Source organism: Amycolatopsis lexingtonensis (genome assembly GCF_014873755.1).
GTDB lineage: Bacteria > Actinomycetota > Actinomycetes > Mycobacteriales > Pseudonocardiaceae > Amycolatopsis > Amycolatopsis lexingtonensis.
The window spans coordinates 9276787-9295665 of sequence record NZ_JADBEG010000001.1 but is presented as its reverse complement, the minus strand read 5'-3'; the positions used below and the strand labels follow the sequence as shown (position 1 = coordinate 9295665).

The 18879-nt window shown below is 70.8% G+C and carries 18 protein-coding genes and 1 pseudogene; 10 read left to right on the top strand and 9 right to left on the bottom strand.

Annotated features, from left to right (window positions below; genetic code table 11):
- Nucleotides 1-30 precede the first annotated feature (30 nt).
- From H4696_RS43460 to H4696_RS43440, 5 genes are all read left to right on the top strand, one after another.
- Nucleotides 31-1599 carry an amino acid permease gene (locus H4696_RS43460; RefSeq protein ID WP_086858587.1) on the top strand — a complete coding sequence of 523 codons (1569 nt, stop codon included), beginning with the start codon at nucleotides 31-33 and terminating at the stop codon, nucleotides 1597-1599.
- A gap of 101 nt (nucleotides 1600-1700) precedes the next feature.
- On the top strand, nucleotides 1701-3368 hold the full coding sequence (gene betA / locus H4696_RS43455) for a choline dehydrogenase (RefSeq protein ID WP_086858586.1): 1668 nt from the start codon (nucleotides 1701-1703) through the stop codon (nucleotides 3366-3368).
- 182 nt (nucleotides 3369-3550) lie between these two features.
- Nucleotides 3551-3871 (top strand): bifunctional 3-phenylpropionate/cinnamic acid dioxygenase ferredoxin subunit, encoded by a 321-nt coding sequence (locus tag H4696_RS43450; protein ID WP_086858585.1) that lies wholly within the window; start codon nucleotides 3551-3553, stop codon nucleotides 3869-3871.
- Complete coding sequence (locus H4696_RS43445) at nucleotides 3868-5001, top strand: NAD(P)/FAD-dependent oxidoreductase (RefSeq protein ID WP_086858584.1); 1134 nt, start codon at nucleotides 3868-3870, stop codon at nucleotides 4999-5001. The genes H4696_RS43450 and H4696_RS43445 overlap by 4 nt, the downstream gene beginning before the upstream one ends.
- 38 nt (nucleotides 5002-5039) lie before the next feature.
- On the top strand, nucleotides 5040-5540 hold the full coding sequence (locus H4696_RS43440; RefSeq protein WP_086858583.1) for a putative immunity protein: 501 nt from the start codon (nucleotides 5040-5042) through the stop codon (nucleotides 5538-5540).
- A 17-nt stretch (nucleotides 5541-5557) separates the two neighbouring features.
- Here the strand turns inward: H4696_RS43440 and H4696_RS43435 are convergent, their stop codons facing one another.
- From H4696_RS43435 to pdhA, 5 genes are read right to left on the bottom strand one after another with little or no spacing between them, the layout of a single operon-like run.
- The gene (locus H4696_RS43435; protein ID WP_086858582.1) at nucleotides 5558-6544 is read right to left on the bottom strand and encodes a coiled-coil domain-containing protein; all 987 of its coding nucleotides are present in this window, start codon (nucleotides 6542-6544) and stop codon (nucleotides 5558-5560) included.
- Nucleotides 6541-7089: a hypothetical protein gene (locus H4696_RS43430; RefSeq protein ID WP_086858581.1), complete on the bottom strand. Its 549-nt coding sequence runs from the start codon at nucleotides 7087-7089 to the stop codon at nucleotides 6541-6543. The genes H4696_RS43435 and H4696_RS43430 overlap by 4 nt, the downstream gene beginning before the upstream one ends.
- Nucleotides 7090-7142: 53 nt before the next feature.
- Nucleotides 7143-8324 (bottom strand): dihydrolipoamide acetyltransferase family protein, encoded by a 1182-nt coding sequence (locus tag H4696_RS43425; RefSeq protein WP_086858580.1) that lies wholly within the window; start codon nucleotides 8322-8324, stop codon nucleotides 7143-7145.
- Nucleotides 8317-9321, bottom strand: a complete 1005-nt coding sequence (locus tag H4696_RS43420; RefSeq protein ID WP_086858579.1) for an alpha-ketoacid dehydrogenase subunit beta — start codon at nucleotides 9319-9321, stop codon at nucleotides 8317-8319. Before H4696_RS43420 ends, H4696_RS43425 begins: the two co-directional genes overlap by 8 nt.
- Entirely contained in the window at nucleotides 9321-10391 is a 1071-nt protein-coding gene (gene pdhA / locus H4696_RS43415) for a pyruvate dehydrogenase (acetyl-transferring) E1 component subunit alpha (RefSeq protein ID WP_192782848.1), read from the bottom strand. Before pdhA ends, H4696_RS43420 begins: the two co-directional genes overlap by 1 nt.
- A 68-nt stretch (nucleotides 10392-10459) precedes the next feature.
- Between pdhA and H4696_RS43410 the strand changes: the two genes are divergently transcribed.
- The 3 genes and pseudogenes from H4696_RS43410 (at nucleotide 10460) to H4696_RS43400 (ending at nucleotide 14282) form a co-directional block, all read left to right on the top strand.
- On the top strand, nucleotides 10460-10993 hold the full coding sequence (locus H4696_RS43410) for an Lrp/AsnC family transcriptional regulator (protein WP_086858578.1): 534 nt from the start codon (nucleotides 10460-10462) through the stop codon (nucleotides 10991-10993).
- Between the two features lie 49 nt (nucleotides 10994-11042).
- A pseudogene (locus H4696_RS43405) lies at nucleotides 11043-11447 on the top strand (DUF2199 domain-containing protein); the annotation flags it as partial.
- Nucleotides 11448-11690: 243 nt separating this feature from the next.
- Nucleotides 11691-14282, top strand: a complete 2592-nt coding sequence (locus H4696_RS43400) for a glycoside hydrolase family 3 protein (protein WP_086858577.1) — start codon at nucleotides 11691-11693, stop codon at nucleotides 14280-14282.
- 51 nt (nucleotides 14283-14333) lie between these two features.
- Here H4696_RS43400 and H4696_RS43395 read toward each other — a convergent pair whose 3' ends face one another.
- The 3 genes from H4696_RS43395 to H4696_RS43385 form a co-directional block, all read right to left on the bottom strand.
- Entirely contained in the window at nucleotides 14334-14756 is a 423-nt protein-coding gene (locus H4696_RS43395) for a hypothetical protein (RefSeq protein ID WP_225955976.1), read from the bottom strand.
- A gap of 8 nt (nucleotides 14757-14764) precedes the next feature.
- Complete coding sequence (locus H4696_RS43390) at nucleotides 14765-15250, bottom strand: hypothetical protein (RefSeq protein ID WP_086858575.1); 486 nt, start codon at nucleotides 15248-15250, stop codon at nucleotides 14765-14767.
- Between the two features lie 79 nt (nucleotides 15251-15329).
- Nucleotides 15330-16454 (bottom strand): PucR family transcriptional regulator, encoded by a 1125-nt coding sequence (locus tag H4696_RS43385; protein WP_086858574.1) that lies wholly within the window; start codon nucleotides 16452-16454, stop codon nucleotides 15330-15332.
- 117 nt (nucleotides 16455-16571) lie between these two features.
- On the opposite strand from H4696_RS43385, the gene H4696_RS43380 reads away from it, so the two are divergent.
- Nucleotides 16572-17432, top strand: a complete 861-nt coding sequence (locus H4696_RS43380; protein ID WP_086858573.1) for an esterase/lipase family protein — start codon at nucleotides 16572-16574, stop codon at nucleotides 17430-17432.
- Between the two features lies 1 nt (nucleotide 17433).
- On the opposite strand, the gene H4696_RS43375 is transcribed toward H4696_RS43380, so the two are convergent.
- Nucleotides 17434-17886: a MarR family winged helix-turn-helix transcriptional regulator gene (locus H4696_RS43375; RefSeq protein WP_086858572.1), complete on the bottom strand. Its 453-nt coding sequence runs from the start codon at nucleotides 17884-17886 to the stop codon at nucleotides 17434-17436.
- 38 nt (nucleotides 17887-17924) lie between these two features.
- Here H4696_RS43375 and H4696_RS43370 point away from each other — a divergent pair, with 38 nt between their 5' ends.
- Nucleotides 17925-18842, top strand: coding sequence for an alpha/beta hydrolase (locus tag H4696_RS43370; protein ID WP_086858571.1), 918 nt, complete (start codon nucleotides 17925-17927; stop codon nucleotides 18840-18842).
- The last annotated feature ends 37 nt before the right edge of the window (nucleotides 18843-18879 follow it).

Sequence of the window (18879 nt, the reverse complement as noted above, 5' to 3'; positions counted from 1 at the left end):
GTCCCCCACCCACCACGTAAGGACGCTGCCATGACCACGCAAGAAATTCCGGCGGGCGGGGGGCCTGCTGCCGACGACAGTTCCGAACTCGAAAAGTTCGGCTACCGCCAGGAGCTCGAGCGCTCGCTCGGGTCGTTCTCCAGCTTCGCCGCCGGGTTCAGCTACATCTCGATCCTGACCGGCGTGTTCCAGCTCTTCTTCTTCGGCTTCGGGTCGGGGGGCCCGGCCTTCATCTGGACGTGGCCACTGGTCTTCGTCGGCCAGGCCGCCGTGGCGCTGTGCTTCGCCGAGCTCGCCGGGCAGTTCCCGCTCGCCGGCTCGGTGTACCAATGGGCCAAGCAGATCGCGAAACCGGCGACGTCGTGGCTGGCCGGCTGGATCATGATCATCGGCGCGATCGTGACGGCGGCGGCCGTCGCGGTGGCCTACCAGATCATCCTGCCGCAGGTCTCGACCGCGTTCCAGATCGTCGGCAGCGACGAAGACGCCGGTCTGACGTCGACACCCGGCGGCGCGCAGAACGCCATCATCCTGGCCCTCATCCTCGTCGTGTTCGCCACGGTCGTGAACATCATCGGCGTCAAGCTGATGGCGAAGATCAACAACTTCGGCGTCGCGGTCGAACTCGGCGCGAGCATCCTGCTCGTGATCGCGCTCGCCATCCACATCAAGCGCGGTCCCAGCCTCGTTTTCGACACCGCCGGCACCGGTGAGGGTCACTCGTTCGGGTATCTCGGGGCGTTCCTGGTGGCGTCGTTGATGAGCGCGTACGTCTTCTACGGCTTCGACACCGCGGGCTCACTGGCCGAAGAGACGACCCACCCGCGGCGGCACGCGCCCCGCGCGATCCTGCGGGCGATCACGGCGGCGTTCATCGTGGGCGGGCTGATCATGCTGTTCGGCATGATGGCCGTCGGCGACCTGAGCGCCAAGGAGCTGAGCACGTCCGGCATGCCGTACCTGCTCAAGAGCACCCTCGGCGAAGGCCTCGGCGACGCGTTCCTGATCTGCTCGGCGATCGCGATCACCGTGTGCTGCCTGGCCGTGCAGACCGCCGCCATCCGGATGGCCTGGGCGATGGCCCGCGACGGCCGCCTGCCGTTCAGCCGGGCGATGGCGAAGGTCTCGCCGCGGTCCAAGGTGCCGGTGCTGCCCGCGCTGCTCACCGGCGGCCTCACCGTCGTGGTGCTGCTGATCAACCTGGGCAACCAGCGGGCGTTCTTCATCCTGACCTCGACCGCGATCATCCTGTTCTACATCCCCTACCTGATGGTCACCGGCCCGATGCTCGTCCGGCGCCTGCGCGGGCACTGGCCGCGGCCGGAGCACGGCCCGTACTTCAAGCTCGGCCGCTGGGGCACGCTGGTGAACCTGGTCGCGGTGCTCTACGGCGCCGCGATGACGGTCAACCTGATCTGGCCGCGCGCCGAGGTCTACGGCGACGATCACTGGTACTTCCAGTGGGGCGCGGTGATCGTCACCGGGCTGATCGTGATCATCGGTGCGATCATGCTCTACGTCCGGCGCCGCACCTGGGGTTCGTCGCACACGAGCCCCGAGCACATGCCCGACAACGCCCCGGACACCCTGCCCGGCTGAGAATCTTATTCTGGTTAGGACGGCGCTATGGATCGTGACATACCTGCCGGCAGTGACTCTCGCGCCGGCCGACGGCTGAATAAGGTTCTCCAGGAGGACGCATGACTTCCGATACCTACGACTTCGTCATCGTCGGCGGTGGCTCGGCGGGCTGCGCGCTGGCGAACCGGCTGTCGGCCGACCCGGCGAACAAGGTCCTCGTGCTGGAGGCGGGGCGGTCGGACTACAAGTGGGACGTCTTCATCCACATGCCGGCCGCGCTGACCTTCCCGATCGGGTCGAAGTTCTACGACTGGGGCTACCGCAGCGAACCCGAGCCGTACATGAACCGCCGTCGCATCTACCACGCGCGCGGCAAGGTGCTCGGCGGGTCGTCCAGCATCAACGGGATGATCTTCCAGCGCGGCAACCCGATGGACTACGAACGCTGGGGCGGCGACCCCGGGATGTCCACTTGGGACTACGCGCACTGCCTGCCGTACTTCAACCGCATGGAGAACTGTCTCGCCGACGCCCCCGACGGGCAGTGGCGCGGCCACGACGGCCCGCTCGAACTGGAGCGCGGCCCGGCGTCGAACCCGTTGTTCCAGGCCTTCTTCGACGCCGCCGAGCAGGCGGGCTACCCGCGCACCGACGACGTCAACGGGTACCGGCAGGAGGGCTTCGCCGCGTTCGACCGGAACGTCCGGAAAGGACGGCGGCTGTCCGCGGCCGGCGCCTACCTGCACCCGGTGATGCACCGGCCGAACCTCACGGTGAAGACGCACGCGTTCGTGTCGCAGATCCTCTTCGACGGCACGCGCGCGATCGGCGTCGAGTACGCCGAGGGCCGGAAGGCGCCGGCCGAGGTGTACGGCAAGGAGATCATCCTCTGCGGCGGCGCGATCAACACCCCGCAGCTGCTGCAGCTCTCCGGCGTCGGCAACGCGGCGGACCTGGAGAAGCTCGGCATCGACGTCGTCAAGGACCTGCCGGGCGTCGGCGAGAACCTCCAAGATCACCTGGAGGTGTACATCCAGTACGCCTGCAAGCAGCCGGTGTCGATGCAGCCGTCGCTGGCGAAGTGGAAGCGGCCCTACATCGGCGCGCAGTGGCTGTTCCTGCGGTCCGGGCCGGCCGCGACCAACCACTTCGAGGGCGGCGGGTTCGTCCGCTCCAACGACGAAGTGAAGTATCCGAACCTGATGTTCCACTTCCTGCCGGTGGCGATCCGCTACGACGGTTCGTCGCCCACCGGAGGGCACGGCTACCAGGTGCACGTCGGCCCGATGTACGCCGACACCCGCGGCTCGGTGAGGATCACCTCGACCGACCCGCGGCAGCACCCGGCGATCAAGTTCAACTACCTGTCGACCGAGACCGACCGCAAGGAATGGGTCGAGGCCGTGCGGGTGGCGCGGAAGATCCTCAACCAGTCCGCGCTCGACCCGTACAACGGCGGGGAGATCTCGCCGGGGCCGTCGGTGGAGACCGACGAGGAGATCCTCGACTGGGTCGCCAAGGACGCCGAGACCGCGCTGCACCCGTCGTGCACGGCCAAGATGGGCGTGGACGAGAAGTCCGTCGTCGACCCGCAGACCATGCGGGTGCACGGCACCGAGGGCCTGCGCGTGGTCGACGCGTCGGTGATGCCCTACATCACCAACGGCAACATCTACGCGCCGGTGATGATGACCGCCGAGAAGGCCGCCGACCTGATCCTCGGCAACACCCCGCTCGCCCCGGTCAAGCTGCCGTTCTACCGGCACGGCGAAGCCGCCGCGAAGTAACCCGGACGCACGGACGCCCGTACCGCCATCCCCGGTACGGGCGTTCGGCATGCCCGGAATACCCGTTACCCGGTAACGAAAACTACCGGGGCGTACCCCCTTGACGACGCCCTTCGCGAGACTCAGACTTTGTTGCGTATCACAGTTGATGTTCCCCCATGCGCAACTTTTACGGAGGCGTCATGATTCGCGCGTGCACGGTGGACGAGCTGCCCCCCGGTGAGTCCGTCCGGATCCCCGGGACTCCCGCCATCGCGGTGTTCCACACCGACGACGGGGAGCTGTACGCCATCGACGACACGTGCACCCACCAGGACGCCTCCCTCGCCGACGGCTGGCTCGAAGGCTGCTTCGTCGAGTGCCCGCTGCACGCGGCGCTGTTCGACCTGCGCACGGGTGTGCCGACGTGCCTGCCGGCGAAGGAGCCCGTGCGCACGTACGCCGTCGTGGTCGACGAAGGTGTGGTCTACGTCCGCGACGCGGCGAAGGAAGACGCCGCGTGAAGCGGGTCGCCGTCGTCGGGGCCTCGCTGGCCGGGGTCCGCGCCGCGCAGGAGCTGCGCGCGCAGGGCTACGACGGCGGGATCGTGCTGATCGGCGAGGAGCCCCACCTGCCCTACGACCGGCCGCCGCTGTCCAAGGGCTTCCTCGCCGGGACGGCGTCCGCCGCGTCCCTGGAGCTGCTCGACGCCGGCGACCTCGCCTCGCTGGCCCTGGACTTCCGGCTCGGCGTCCGCGCGACGGCGCTGGAGCCGGCTTCGCGTCGAGTGCTGTTGTCGGACGGCGGCTCGGTGCACGCGGACGGCGTCGTCATCGCCACCGGCGGCCGGGCGCGCACGCTGCCGGGCTTCGAGGGCGCTTTCGTGCTGCGGACCCTCGACGACGCCGTCGCCCTGCGCGCGGCCCTGGTGCCCGGGGTGCGGGTGGCGATCGTCGGCGCGGGGTTCATCGGGGCCGAGGTGGCCTCGACGTGCCGCTCGCTGGGCCTCGACGTGGTCGTCCTGGAGGCGTTGGCCGCGCCGCTGGCCCCGGTGCTGGGCCCGTCGCTGGCCGAGGTCTGCGCCCGGCTGCACCTCGACCACGGCACGGACCTGCGCTGCGGCGTCCGGGTTTCGGGCCTGTCCCCGGCCGGCGTCGAGCTGGCCGACGGCTCCCTCGTCCCGGCCGACGTGGTCGTCACCGGCGTCGGCATGACCCCGGCGACGGAGTGGCTGGCGGGCTCCGGAGTGCAGGTCGGCAACGGCGTCCACACGGACGCGGGACTGGTCACGGCACTGCCCCAGGTGGTGGCGGTGGGCGACGTGGCCCGCTACGGGGGCCGGCGGCACGAGCACTGGACGAACGCGTCGGAGCAGGCCCCGGTCGCGGTGGCCAACCTGCTGGCCGGGCGGACTTCGCGGACGTACGAACCGAGCGGTTACGTCTGGTCGGACCAGTATTCGGGGACGCTGCAGCTGGCCGGGCACCCGCGCCCGGACGACACGGTTTCTTTCGTCGACGGCGACCCGTCGTCCTCGTCGTTCGTGGCGGTGTGGCAGCGGGACGGGGAGACGGTGGGGGTGTTCGCGCTGAACAACGCGAAGCTGTTCAACCGCCTGCGCCGCCAGTCCCTCCGGCGGCCCGCGACCGTCTGAAAGTCTCAACCGAGGTTTCAAGGATACGCTTCAGCCACATGGAGCTGACCCTTCCCGAACTCCGCGCGCTGACGGGCTGGGCGGCGGCCTGCGCCGCGCGGGTCTTGCCGCTGTACGAAGCCCGGGTGCCCGGCGATCCGCGTCCGCGCTCGGCGATCGCCGCGGCGGAGGCGTTCGCGGGCGGTGATCCGCGGACGAAGGCGTTGCGCACGACGGCTTGGGCCGCCCTAGCGGCCGCGGGCGAGACCACCGACCCCGTGGCATCGGCGGCCGCGCGGGCGGCGGTGGGCGCGGCCGGGGCCGCTTACCTGCACCCGCTGGAGTCACCGCACCAGGTGAAGCACATCGTCGGCCCGGCCCAGCAGGCCGCGTCGGCGCGCGAGCTGGCGGGCGGCGATGCCGAGGCGGAGATCCGCTGGGCCCTTTCGCAAGCCCCGCCGGAGGTGGCCGATCTCCTCCGCCGCTTCCCGCCGGGCAACCCCGGCCGCACCCGCCTCGGCGAACTGCACCGGCGACTGGAGACCGCCCTGCGTACCTGACTCCGCCGCCACCGGTGCTACAGCGCGAGGTCGTCCAGGTCGGATTCCAGGCGGGCACGCCACGTCCACCGCCGCTCGGTCGTGTCCACGCCCTCCGAAGCCGGCGGCCCCAGCGGCAGCGCCGGGTCCGTGATCTTGAACGTCACCCGGTACGCCAGCACCGAAGCCGCCGTGCGGAGCCAGGTGTCGCCCGTCGTGCCGGTCGGCGGGGCGACGCCCAGTGCGTGGCCGAACCAGGTCGGGAGCAGCGCGTTCGAGCCCAGCGCGTCGGTGATGCGCGTGCGGAGCCGAACCTGCAGGTCGTGCCACGCCCGTTCGGCGCGCTCCAGCTGCGGCACCACCCGCGCCTCGACCGCGTCCGCCTCGCGCAGGGCCAGCCGGGCCTGTTCCGCCGCCTGCTCCGCGGCCGGGATCTCCTCGTCCAGCAGCGTGCGGCGGCGGGTCGTCAGCGCGCGCAGGCGGGACTCCGCGTCGCCGCGGCCGCGGGAGCCGCGGTCGGTGGCCGCCAGGACGCCGATGACGTCGAGCAAGTCGGCGTCGCACCGGGACAACGCCGCCTGCACCGAGGCAACACGCGCGATTTCGTCGGAGTACCGCGCGCGCTGCTCCTTCGTGACGAGTTCCTTGTGCAGGTCGTCCCACCGCGCCGCTTCGGCCGCGAGCGCGCGCGTCTCCGCGCCGACGTCGTCGAGGTCGACGCGCGGGACGCCGTCGGCCACGCGGACCGCGCGTTCCAGGGCGTGGACCTGCTGCTGCAGCCGCTCCAGGCGGCGGCCGAGCAGGTCGATCCGGTCCTCCTGCCGGGTCGCGCCGCCGCTTTCGAGCCGCTCGCTGAGGTCGGCGACGTCTTCGCGCAAGCGGTCGTCGGTCTCCTGGACCGCCGCGCGCAGCCCGTCGACCGCCGCGAACAGCTCGTCTAGGTCGCGCCGCGTGGTGTCGACCGGCTCGACATACTCCTGCTCGAACCCGGGGTCGTCGCCGTAGGTCGCGTAGCCGTGGCTCACGGGATCCGGCTTTCCCGCCACAGCAGCCCGGCCGTGGCCGCGACCCCGAGCGCCGTCAGGATCGTGCAGACCGCCGCCGGCGGCCACGGGATCAGCGCCGCCATCAGCAGCCCGGCCGTCACGCTGCCCGCCCACGCCGCGCGCGTGCGCTCGCGGATGACGTCGCCGACCCGGCGGACCGGCGCGAAGCCGATCCACAGGCCCGCGGCGAACAGCGGGACGAGCGCGAGCAGCCACACCGGCGAGAGCACCTCGAACAGCACGAGCGCGGCGGCGACCAGCGGCACCAGCACCGGCGCGGCCGCGAACCACACGACCGCGCGCTGCGTCGCCGCGTGCCGGGCCTCGAGCTGGGCGTTGGCGAGCCGGTGCTTGGCCTCGTCGAACGCCAGCTCGGCGTCGAGCAGCCGGTGCGCGTTCGCGACGAGCCCGTCCATCGCCTCGACGTCGCCGGGCGGGGTCGCCAGCCCGGCGCGCAGGTCCTGCTTGAGCCGGGCCACGCGCCCTTCCGCGAGGTCGCGGTCGTGCTGCGCTGGAGTCGTCACGCGAACACTTTAAGTGCCGCGGCCGTCACCACCGGCCAACTCCGCCGGTGCGTCTACAAATCACCGAGCGCGGTGACGGGTGACTCCACGCAGTCGGCGACGAACCGCAGGAACCCGCCGGCCGTGCCGCCGTCGCAGACGCGGTGGTCGAACGCCAGCGTCAGCTCGCAGACCTTCCGGGCCGCCAGCGCGCCGTCGACGACCCACGGCCGGTCGATGATCCGGCCGATGCCGAGGATCGCCGCCTCGGGGTGGTTGATGATCGCGGCCGAGCCGTCGACGCCGAAGACGCCGTAGTTGTTGACGGTGAACGTGCCGCCGGTCAGGTCCGCGGGCGCCAGCTTGCCGTCCCGCGCGGTGCGGGCGCGGTCGCCGATCGCCGCCGAGAGGTCCCGGGTCGACAGCGCCCCGGCGTCCCGCACCACCGGCACGACCAGCCCGCGGTCGGTCTGCGCGGCGAACCCGAGGTGGATCTCGTCGAGCAGCACGATCTCGTCGCCTTCGACGCGCGAGTTCAGCTCCGGGTACTTCTTCAGCCCCGCGACGGCGAACCGCGCGATCAGCCCGAGCAGGCTCACCGGCCGGTCGGACTTGGCGTTGAGGGCCGCGCGGGCGGCGACCAGCCCGGTCGCGTCGACGTCCACCCAGACCGTGGCCTCGGGGATCTCGCGCCGGGACGTCGTCAGCTTGTCGGCGACGGCCTTGCGCACGCCGGTCAGCGGGATCCGCTTGCCTTTCCCCGTCGCGACGGGCTTCTTCAGCATCGCCTCGACGTCGGCGCGGCGGATGATCCCGTCCGCGCCGGTGGCGGTCACCTTCGCGAGGTCGATCCCGTTGTCCGAAGCCAGCTTCCGGACGAACGGCGAGATCACGCCGGGCGCCTTGGCCTTCGGCGTGGGCGCTTCGGGACGGCGCACGCGCTTGCGGCGGCTCGCCGGCGCGGTGCCGTAGCCGATGAGGACGTTGCCGCTGCCGGCCGACGTCGTCACGCCGGGTTCGGCGAACCCGCCGACGCTCAGCAGCGGCGCGCCGACCGGCAGCAGCTGCCCTGGCTCGCCGTGCAGCGCGGACACCACGCCGGCGAACGGCACCGGCACCTCGACCGCGGCCTTCGCCGTCTCGACCTCGACGACGATCTGGTCGACCTTGACCGTGTCGCCGACGTTCACGTGCCAGTTCAGGATCGCCGCCTCGGTCAGGCCTTCGCCGAGGTCGGGCAGCAGGAAGTCAGGCACCGGCCACCACCGGGGTGTCGTGCCACTGCAGGCGCGCGATGGTGTCGAGGATCCGGTCGACGTCGGGCAGCGTGTGCCGCTCCAGCTTCGGCGCCGGGTACGGGATGTCGAGCCCGGTCACCCGCAGCACGGGCGCGTGCAGCTGGTGGAAGCACTGCTCGGTGACGCGCGCGACGACCTCGGCGCCGTAGCCGCCGAAGCCCGCGGCCTCGTGCACGACGACCGCGCGGCCGGTGCGGCGCACGGACGCCGTCACGGTCCCGTCGTCGAACGGGCTCAACGAACGCAGGTCCACGACCTCGACGTCCCAGCCCTCGTCCTTCGCGGCTTCGGCGGTCTCCATGGCCGTGGCGACCATCGGGCCGTACGCGATGAGCGTGACGTCCTTGCCGGCCTTGCGCACCACGGCTTTGTCCATCGCCGGGCCGGTGCGGGTGAAGGTGACCTCTTCGCCGGACCAGTAGCGCGCCTTGGGTTCGAGGAAGACGACCGGGTCCGGCGACTCGATGGCGTCGCGGAGCAGGTCGTAGGCGTCCTGCGCGGTGCCCGGCGTGACGACGCGCAGGCCCGGCGTGTGCGTGTAGTAGGCCTCGCTGGAGTCGCAGTGGTGCTCGACGCCGCCGATGCCGCCGATGCCGCCGGCGTAGGGGATGCGGATGACCATCGGCAGCGAGAGCGCGCCGCGGGTGCGGTTGCGCAGCTTCGCCACGTGCGAGGTGATCTGCTCGAACGCGGGGTAGGCGAAGGCGTCGAACTGCATCTCGACGACCGGGCGGAAGCCGCCCATGGCCATCCCGACGGCGAACCCGACGATGCCGGATTCGGCCAGCGGCGTGTCGAAGCAGCGGCTCTCGCCGAAGTCGGCGGTGATCCCGTCGGTGACCCGGAAGACCCCGCCGAGCGCGCCGACGTCCTCGCCGAAGACCAGCACGCGGTCGTCGTCCTTGAGCGCGTCACGCAGGGCGGCGTTGAGCGCCTGCGCCATCGTGGTCGTCATCAGGCCTCCAACTCGGCTTTGAGAGCGGCCCGCTGGGCTTCCAGCTGGCGGGTCGGCTCGGCGTAGACGTGGTCGAACAGGGACATCGGGTCCAGCTCGGGCTCGGCGTTGAGGGTGTCGCGGACGGTCTGGGCGAACTCCTCGGCTTCGGCGTGGCAAAGCTCGATTTCGTGCTCGCTCAGCGCGTCTCCGAGGTAGGCCTCGAGCCGCTTGAGCGGGTCCGCTTCACGCCACTTCGCGACCTCTTCGGCTTCGCGGTAGCGGGTGGCGTCGTCGGCGTTGGTGTGGGCGTCGATGCGGTAGGTGTGCGCCTCGACGAGCACCGGGCCCTTGCCCTCGCGCGCGTGCTTCACGGCGTCGTCGAGGACGGCGAGGACCGCGACGGCGTCGTTGCCGTCGACCTGCTCCGCGCGCATGCCGTAGCCGACGCCCTTGTACGCGAGCGCTTCCGCGGCGCTCTGCTTCTCGAAGGGGACGGAGATGGCGTAGCGGTTGTTCTGCACGAAGAACACCGCGGGCGCCTTGAAGACGGCGGCGAAGTTGAGCGCCTCGTGGAAGTCGCCCTCGCTGGTGGCGCCGTCCCCGATGAGCGCGAGCGCGACGGCGTCCTCACCCCGGCGCTGCATGGCGTGCGCGAGCCCGGCGGCGTGCAGGGTCTGCGTCGCGAGCGGCGTGCACTGCGGCGCCACGCGCGTCTCGGCCGGATCGTACCCGCAGTGCGCGTCGCCGCGAAGCAGCGTCAGGACTTCGCCGGGCTTGAGGCCGCGCGCGATGAGGGCGACGGAGTCCCGGTAGGTGGGGAAGAGCCAGTCGTTGTCCTGCAGCGTCAGCGCGGCGGCGACCTGGCAGGCCTCCTGGCCGGCGCTGGAGGGATAGACGGCGAGCCGGCCCTGCTTGGTGAGCGCGGTCGCCTGGACGTCGAACCGGCGGCCCAGGACCATCAGCCGGTAGGCCTCCTTCAGCCGCTCCCCGGCCGGCTCGGCATACCCGTGGTGCCGGTCGACGGGCGTCCCGTCCTCGGCGACGAACCGCACCGGCGACGCGGACGGCAGCAGGCTTTCCACGGGCACCACCTCTCGCAGACATATGATGCTGAAATGGTGGTTCTCGGCGGTGTTGTGTTCAAGGGTTCGGCGAAATGAGCGACAAACAGTCTTCAACGGGGGCCTCGGCGGACCAAACGTCTTTTTCGACGTCGGCTCTCGGCGGGCCGACAGGACGAACGGTCCCGGCCCTGGACGAGGTCGACCGCGCGATGCTGGCGGAGCTGTCCGCGGACGGCCGCCTGGCGGTGCGCGCCCTGGCCGAGCGCCTGCACATTTCGCGCACGAACGCTTACGCGCGGTTGGAGCGCCTGATGGCGGAGGGCGTGATCACGGGCTTCGGCGCCCGCATCGATCCGCGGCGCGCGGGGCTGGGGACGTCGGCGTACATCATGGTGACGGTCGAGCAGACGTCTTGGCGGACGATGGCTACGGACCTGCATGAGATCCCGTACGTCGACCATGTGGCGCTGGTGGGTGGGGACTTCGACATCCTGCTGCTGGTGCGGACGCCGGACAACCAGACGTTGCGGGATGTCGTGCTGGAGCGGCTGCAGGCGCTGGAGGGGGTGCGGTCGACGCGGACTTGGCTGATCTTCGAGGAACTGCCGGGCTCGGTGCTGGGGTGAGCACCACGAAGAACTCCCCTTCGCCTACAGCGCACCGGCCCCCGCCTTCTGGCAAAACTCCCCCACCGACGTCCTCGAACCCGAACGCTGCGTCATCGGCGGCGAGCACTACTTCCTCCGCGGCCGCCTGGTCCTCCCGGTCCTCGACGCCGACGAAGACTTCGAGTGGGGCGTCTGGGTCTCCGTCAGCAAGGACAACTTCTTCCGCGCCGAGGACCTCTGGGACGACCCGAAACGCACGACCGAGCCCCCGTACTTCGGCTGGCTCGCGACCGAGCTGCCCGGCTACGAGCCCGGCACCCTCAACCTCAAGACCAACCTCCACACCCGCCCGCCCGGGCAGCGGCCGCTGATCGAGGTCGAACCCACCGGGCACCCGCTCGCCGTCGAGCAGCGGGACGGGATCACGCTGATCCGGGTCCAGGCCGTCGCCGAACTGCTGCGGCACCCCTGACGAAACGGGCAGAACCCTTGCCCGGCAGCACCCTTGTACTTCATCGCCGCAGCGACTAAATGTGATCCCGTCGCCGCCCGACTCTTATTTTATGTCGAGAAATAACTAGCTCGAAACCTATTGACGTCGCTCGCCCGCCCGGTGAGGATCGGCCGGTCCGCCGTTCATCGCAGAATGGACCAGACCATGGCCAGAAGATCCCGCGCGTGGGTCCGTGCGCGCCGAAGTTCGCTCGTCACCTTGATGAGCCTGAGCCTGCTGGGCGGGATCGCCCAGGCGACGCCGGCTCAAGCAGACGCACCCGCCCAGCCCGTCATCGGCCAGCCCGCCAAGGACGCGAACGGCTGCGCCAAGATCGAGAAGAGCCTGCCCACCCTCGCGGACTGGCCGAAGGTCGACAGCCGGTTCAAGGGCAAGGCCGACGACGAGGCGCGCATCGCCAAGATCCTCGCGGGCATGACCCTCGAGGAAAAGGTCGGGCAGATGACGCAGCCCGAGATCACCTCGATCACCCCCGACGAGGTCAAGCAGTACGCCATCGGCTCCGTCCTCAACGGCGGCGGCGCGTGGCCCGGCGGCAACAAGCACGCCACCCAGCAGGACTGGCTGAACCTCGCCGACGCCTACTGGAACGCCTCCAAGACCAGCCGCACCAAGATCCCCGTCATCTGGGGCATCGACGCCGTGCACGGCAACAACAACGTCTACGGCGCCACCGTCTTCCCGCACAACATCGGCCTCGGCGCCGCGCACGACCCGTGCCTGGTGCGCGACATCGCCGGCGCGACCGCGCGGCAGATCCGCGCCACCGGCCAGGACTGGGCCTTCTCGCCCACCCTCGCCGTCGTCCAGGACGACCGCTGGGGCCGCACCTACGAAGGCTTCTCCGAAGACCCGCGCATCACGCGCTCCTACGGCTTCGAAGCCATCGACGGTCTCCAGGACGGCGCCACCAAGCGCATCGGCTACAACGGCGTGATCGCCACCGCCAAGCACTTCATCGGCGACGGCGGCACGATCAAGGGCCAGGACCAGGGCGTCAACCCGTCGTCCGAAGCGGACATGATCAACATCCACGGCCAGGGCTACTACGGCGCGCTCGCCGCCGGCACCCAGACCGTGATGGTGTCGTTCAACAGCTGGACCAACGCCGACCTCGGCATCAACGAGGGCAAGCTGCACGGCAGCGACAAGGCGCTGAACCAGATCCTCAAGGGCAAGATGGGCTTCGACGGCCTGGTCGTGTCCGACTGGAACGGCATCGGCCAGGTCACCGGCTGCACGAACTCCTCGTGCCCGCAGGCGATCAACGCCGGCATCGACATCGTGATGGTGCCCGCCGACTGGAAGGCGTTCATCACCAACACCGTCGCGCAGGTCCAGAGTGGCCAGATCCCGATGGCGCGGATCGACGACGCCGTCACGCGCATCCTGCGCGTCAAGCTCCGCGACGGCCTGTTCGAGTCGCAGAAGCCGTCCGACCGCTCCTACGCGAACTCCGACGAGGCGCTGAAGGACAACTGGCTGGCCCGCGACGCGGCCCGCGCGTCGCAGACGCTGCTGAAGAACAACGGCAACGTGCTGCCGCTCAAGCCGACGTCGAAGGTGCTGGTGGTCGGCAAGAGCGCCGACAACATCCAGAACCAGACCGGCGGCTGGACGCTGAGCTGGCAGGGCACCGGCAACACCAACGCCGACTTCCCGAACGCCACCTCGATCCTGTCCGGCATCAAGCAGGACCTGGGCGACGCGAACGTCACCTTCGACGCCACCGGCAGCGTGGACCCGAAGGGCTACGACGCGGTCATCGCCGTCATCGGTGAGACGCCGTACGCCGAGGGCGTGGGCGACCTGACCCGCAAGACCCTCGAGGCGTCGAAGCTCTACCCCGAGGACCTGGCCGTGCTGGACAAGGTCAGCGGCAAGGGCACCCCGGTCGTCACCGTCTACGTCGGCGGCCGCCCGCTGTACATGAACAAGGAGATCAACCGCTCCGACGCGTTCGTGGCGGCCTGGCTGCCCGGCACCGAGGGCGGCGGCGTCGCCGACATGCTGGTCAAGGGCAAGGACGGCACCGGCTACCAGGGCACGCTGTCGTACTCGTGGCCGAAGAGCGCGTGCCAGTCGCCGCTCAACCCGTGGTCGCCGGACTACGACCCGCTGTTCAAGCTGGGCTACGGCCTGAAGAGCGGCCAGCGCGTCACGATCGGCCAGCTGGACGAGACCCCGGGCCCCGCGGCCTGCGGCTCGACCGGCGGTGGCGGCACCGCGACCGAGGACCTGTCGATCTACGACCGCACCGACGTGCCGCCGTACACCAGCCAGATCGGCTCGGCTTCGAACTGGGGCGGCACCGTGATCGGCCCGGACGGCACGGCTTCGCACCCGGAGATCAACACGGTCCCGACGGACGTCAACGTGCAGGGCGACGGCCTGAAGGCGACCTGGACGGGTGCCGGAGCGGCTCAGCTCTACATGCAGAACACGGCGGGCACGAACGACCTGCGCAGCTACCTGAACGCGGACGGGGCGCTGGAGTTCGACACGACCGTTCAGCAGGCACCGGTCAACCGGACGGTGATCAGCATGCACTGCGTCTACCCGTGCTTCTCGGAGGTGAACGCGACGAAGCTGTTCACCGACCTGGCGGGCGGTCCGAAGACGACGGTCAAGATCCCGTTGTCCTGCTTCAACAACGGGTTGGACTTCGAGCACATCAACACGCCGTTCCTGGTCTACACCGACGCCGCGTTCCAGGCGTCGTTCGCGAACGTGCGGTGGGTCCCCAACGGGGCGAAGGATCCTGATGCGAGACCTTGTTCGAGTTTGACCTAGGTACCGGACCGGGCCGGGCCGGGAGCGCGAAGCTCCCGGCCCGGTTTCGTTTCAGTGCTGCATGCCGTACGACTTCTGGCACGGGTAGCCGTCGTTCGTCGCCGACCAGCTCGCCGGGTAGCCGTTCTGGGCCCAGGCCGCGTACGCCTGCGCGTAGCTGTATCCCGCGGCGTGCAGCCACTGGCACGGCGTCTGGCCGGGCGCCGGGTTGATGGCGATCCACGGCTGGGCGTTGATCCAGCCCGGCTGGGCGTACCACTGGCTCGACGCCGCGACGCCCGCCGGGGCGACGGTCACCGGGGGCACGAAGACGGTCTGCGGGACCGGCGCGGTCACCGTCGGGGTGCTCGGGGCCGTCACCGTCGCGGTCGAAACCGGGGCCTGGAAAGCGCTTCCGGCGATCGTGCGCGGCAAGTCGCACGACGCCAGCGCGAGCACGGCGGAAAGCGCCGCGACTGTCCGAAGTGTACGCATGGCGGTCCTCATCCCGTCCTGGTCATGTGACTGCCGACGATGACGCCGCCGGAAACGGTGTACGTGCCGGAAAACGTGCGCGTCGTGCCGTCGGTCTGGGCCGCCGACAGCACCACGTACACCGTGCTGCCACGGACGTCGGTGACCGTCAGCGTGTCCCACGCCGTCGTCGCGAAACCGTTGGCGTACTTGGTGAATCCGCCGCCGCCCGCGATTCGGCTGCCGCCGAGGGACCACGCGGTGGCGAAGTCGCGCCGGTTGATCGCGTCGTAGTACGCGAGCACCACGCCCGCTTCCGCGGTTTGCCTCGGCGGCAAGGAAACCGGCGGCTGGACGTACACCGGGGCGGGCACCGCGACCGTCGCGGTGCTGGTCACCGGTGCTTGCGGGACCACGGTGACCGGCACGGGCACGCCGGTCACGGGGATCCCGCACGCGGCCGCGCCCAGCAGTACCAGGGCGGCCACGGTGATTCTGGTCGCGTTCACGGCCATCACCTTCTTCCGTGTCCGCCTCCTGGAATCGGGCGGCCGGCGGGATCCGCAACGGATCCGGAGAACCGCGACGCAAGCGTTATCCCGACAACTCCTGTCGGGAGATGTCGTACGCCGTCATCGCGGCGGCCAAGTGGCGGGCGTCTTCGGGCCGTGTCGCGTCGTAGCCGGTGATCACCTGCACGCGCCCGAGCCGGTAGGTGAGCGTGTTGCGGTGGATGTTCAACGCCGTCGCCGCTTCGCCGCGGTTGTAGCCCGAAGTCACGAACGCGCGCAGGGCGTCGATCAGGTGCGGGTGCTCCGCCAGCGGCACCAGGACGGCGGCGAGTGCTTCCCGCGCCGGGCTCGGCCGGGCCAGCTGGTACTCGATCGCCAGGTCCGCCAGGCGGTACAGCCGGGGCGGCCGGCGCAGGCTCTCCGCCAGGCCGAGGACTTCGCCGGCTTCGGCGTGCGCGGCCGGGATGTCCGCGAGCCGCCGCGCGTGGGCGGCGGCCGCGGTGCAGGGGCGCCCGCAGACGCGGTCGACCCGCGCCGCGACGGCGTCGGCCGCCACCCCGGCGGGCACCAGCAACACCCCGCCGTCGCCTTTGAACGTCACCAGGACGCCCGGCTGGCTGTCCAAATCGGACCGGACCGCGCGGAAGAGGTCCGTCGCCGCACGGGAACCCGCCGAGGCGGGCAGCGACGGCAGGTGGAAGACGACGACGTCGTAGCTCTCCGCCAGGTCGCGCCGCCGCACCGGGCGGCCCGAAAGCAGGCTGGCGGCCAGGTTCTGGCGATCCTCGCGCCGCTCCCAGTCCAGGTCGTCGCGCTCCTTCAGGTACGCCGAGGCCACGCGCGGCATCACCTCGCCGAGGAAGTCCAGCATCCGCGCGCCGAGCAGCGCGCGGTCCCCCGCCGCCAGGTCCCACGCAACGCTCGCGGCCAGCGGGTAGATCTTCAGCACGGCGTCCAGCGGCAGCCCGTCGCGGGCCCGCTCGGCGCCCCACGCGATCGGCAGCGCCAGCTCCTGCTCGGTCGGCCGCCGGTCCTCCGCGACCGTCGTCAGGAACAGCTCGAACACCGCCCGCGCGTTGGCGACCAGGTCACCCTCCAGCACGCTCGCCGGCAGCAACCGGTACGCCGGGATCTCGGCGGCGCACCGGGCGATCATCGCGGCCGCGATCTCCCCGGCCCGGGGGAACAGCGCGTCGACGGCATCCATGTCCGGCATTGTCACCGTGCACAAACGGCCACGGCAAGTTTCTGCGCGTTTTGCCAGCAGACAGCGTTGATCAAGGAGCGCATGCTGTGCATGACAACCAGACGAAGGGACTTCGCAATGGCGCGGGGAACGAAACGATGGCTGGCCGCGATCGGACTGGCGGGCGCACTGGTGCTGAGCGCGGCGGTCCCGGCCCAGGCGGCCGCGGGCGGCAACAACGACTTCGCGTGCCGCCCGAGCGCCGCCCACCCGAACCCGGTCGTGCTGCTCCACGGCACCTTCTCCACCTACTACGAGGACCTGAACTTCCTCCAGGCCGACCTCGCCTCCCGCGGCTACTGCACGTTCTCCCTGACCTACGGCGCCTACCCCCAGTTCCCCTTCGTCGGCGGCCTCAAGCCGGTCGCGGAGTCGTCGCTGGAGATCAAGAACTTCGTCGAGAAGGTCCGCACGGCCACCGGCGCGGCGCAGGTCGACGTCGTCGGGCACTCCGAAGGCGGCCTCCAGTCGATCTACCTGGCCAAGATGCAGGGCATCCAGAGCGAGATCGGCAAGGTCGTCGCGATCGCCCCGCCGACGCACGGCGCCAACGCCTCCGGCCTGCTGACGCTGGCCTACACGCTGCTCGGCAAGTCCACCTGGGACACGATCGTGAAGACGATCGGCCTGCCGATCTTCGCCGACGAGCTGGACGGCGGCGCGGCGATCGTCGCGCTGAACACCGGCCCGGTCGCCCAGCCCGGCATCGACTACACGATCATCACCTCCCGCTACGACGAGCTGGTGACCCCGACGGAGACGTCGTTCATCCGCGAGCCCGGCGTGCACAACACCTACGTCCAGGACTCGTGCCCGTTCGACCCGGTCGGCCACATCGGGGAGGCGTATGACCTGAACGTCTGGCACCTGGTGCGCAACGCCCTCGACCCGGCGAACGCGGCGCCGATCAAGGTCTGCGCGGTGGGTTCCCCGGGCTGAGTCAGCCCGTCGGCAAGCCGATCCGGTCGCGCTCGAGGGTCGCGCGCAGCCGGGACACGGCCTGGACGGCGGCGTCGTCGAAGGCGTCGCCGACCAGCTCGGTCAGCACCTCGGTGACGGTCCGGCCGGCCGCCTCGGTCAGGCTCGCGCCTTCGGCGGTCAGCACCAGCAGGGACGACCGGCGGTCGGCCGGGTTCGGCTGCCGGGCGATCCACCCGTGCCGCTCCAGGCGGTCGATGCCCTTGCTGGTCGCGCCGATGCCGATGGCGAACTCCGCGGCCAGGTCGGCTACACGGGCGCCGGGGTGTTCGCGCAGGTGGCGCAGGAATTCGTACTGCGAGGTGACGATCCCGTGCCGCTCGCGCAGCCGGTCGTTGAGCGCGTTGTAGAGGCGCGTCTCACAGCGGACGAGGTCGGAGAAGAAGACGTAGGGGTCCGCCGATTTAGATGCCACGGCATATACTGTAGCGGCATCTACTTCGGAGGGCGACGATGAGCAAGGAACAACGCGCGAAGATCGACGCGATGCTGCGCGCACCGGCACCCGCGGGGCCGCGATCGGTCGAGGAGATCCGGTCGGGGTTCGCGGCGCTGATGGACACGATGATCGTGCCGGAGGACATCCGGACCGCGGAAGCCACGCTCGGCGGCCGCCGGGCCCTGCGGGTCGAGCCGGCCGGCGAGCCGCGTCCCGGGACGATCCTGTACTTCCACGGCGGTTCGTTCGTGTTCGGCTCGCCCGAGACCGCGCTCTCGCTGACCGGCAACCTGGTGGCCAGGACCGGGCTCACGGCGTTGTCGCTGGACTACCGGCTGGCGCCGGAGCACCCGTTCCCGGCCGCGAGCGACGACTCGCTCGAGGCCTACCGGGCGCTGCTCGAAAGCGGCGCGGACCCGTCGGCCGTCGCGTTCGCCGGGGATTCGGCCGGCGGCGGCCTCGCCGTCACGACCTGCCTGCGCGCCCGCGCCGCCGGCCTCCCGATGCCGGCGGCGATCGTGGCCTTCTCCCCCGGCCTCGACGGCACCCGGACCGGCGAAAGCATGCGGACGAAGGCGGCCGCCGACCCGATCCTGACTCGCGAGGGCCTGGACCACACGGGCGCGATGTACTTCGCGGGCCAGGACCCGCACCAGGAGCTGATCAGCCCCGCGGTGCTGGCCGACCTCACCGGTTTCCCGCCGATGCTGCTCCAGGTCGGCACGAACGAACTGCTCCTGGACGACTCGACGCGCCTGGCCGCCCGCGCGCGGGCCGCCGGGGTGGACGTCGTCCTCGACGTCACCGCCGACGTCCCGCACGTGTTCCAGTGCTTCGCCGGGGTCCTGAACGAGGCCGACCAGGCCCTCGACCGCGCCGCCCTCTTCCTGACCCAGCAAGTCCGGCTCGGCAACCCGAACCAAAGGTCTTGAATGAGTCATTCAGGACCTCCGAAGACCTGAATGACTC

Bases quoted from the DNA above. Each gene is read 5' to 3' on its own strand.
- H4696_RS43460 (WP_086858587.1), top strand. From the start codon at position 31: ATGACCACGCAAGAAATTCCGGCGGGCGGGGGGCCTGCTGCCGACGAC.
- betA (WP_086858586.1), top strand. From the start codon at position 1,701: ATGACTTCCGATACCTACGACTTCGTCATCGTCGGCGGTGGCTCGGCG.
- H4696_RS43450 (WP_086858585.1), top strand. From the start codon at position 3,551: ATGATTCGCGCGTGCACGGTGGACGAGCTGCCCCCCGGTGAGTCCGTC.
- H4696_RS43440 (WP_086858583.1), top strand. From the start codon at position 5,040: ATGGAGCTGACCCTTCCCGAACTCCGCGCGCTGACGGGCTGGGCGGCG.
- H4696_RS43420 (WP_086858579.1), bottom strand. From the start codon at position 9,321: ATGACGACCACGATGGCGCAGGCGCTCAACGCCGCCCTGCGTGACGCG.
- H4696_RS43410 (WP_086858578.1), top strand. From the start codon at position 10,460: ATGAGCGACAAACAGTCTTCAACGGGGGCCTCGGCGGACCAAACGTCT.
- H4696_RS43400 (WP_086858577.1), top strand. From the start codon at position 11,691: ATGAGCCTGAGCCTGCTGGGCGGGATCGCCCAGGCGACGCCGGCTCAA.
- H4696_RS43395 (WP_225955976.1), bottom strand. From the start codon at position 14,756: ATGCGTACACTTCGGACAGTCGCGGCGCTTTCCGCCGTGCTCGCGCTG.
- H4696_RS43390 (WP_086858575.1), bottom strand. From the start codon at position 15,250: ATGGCCGTGAACGCGACCAGAATCACCGTGGCCGCCCTGGTACTGCTG.
- H4696_RS43385 (WP_086858574.1), bottom strand. From the start codon at position 16,454: ATGGATGCCGTCGACGCGCTGTTCCCCCGGGCCGGGGAGATCGCGGCC.
- H4696_RS43380 (WP_086858573.1), top strand. From the start codon at position 16,572: ATGGCGCGGGGAACGAAACGATGGCTGGCCGCGATCGGACTGGCGGGC.
- H4696_RS43370 (WP_086858571.1), top strand. From the start codon at position 17,925: ATGAGCAAGGAACAACGCGCGAAGATCGACGCGATGCTGCGCGCACCG.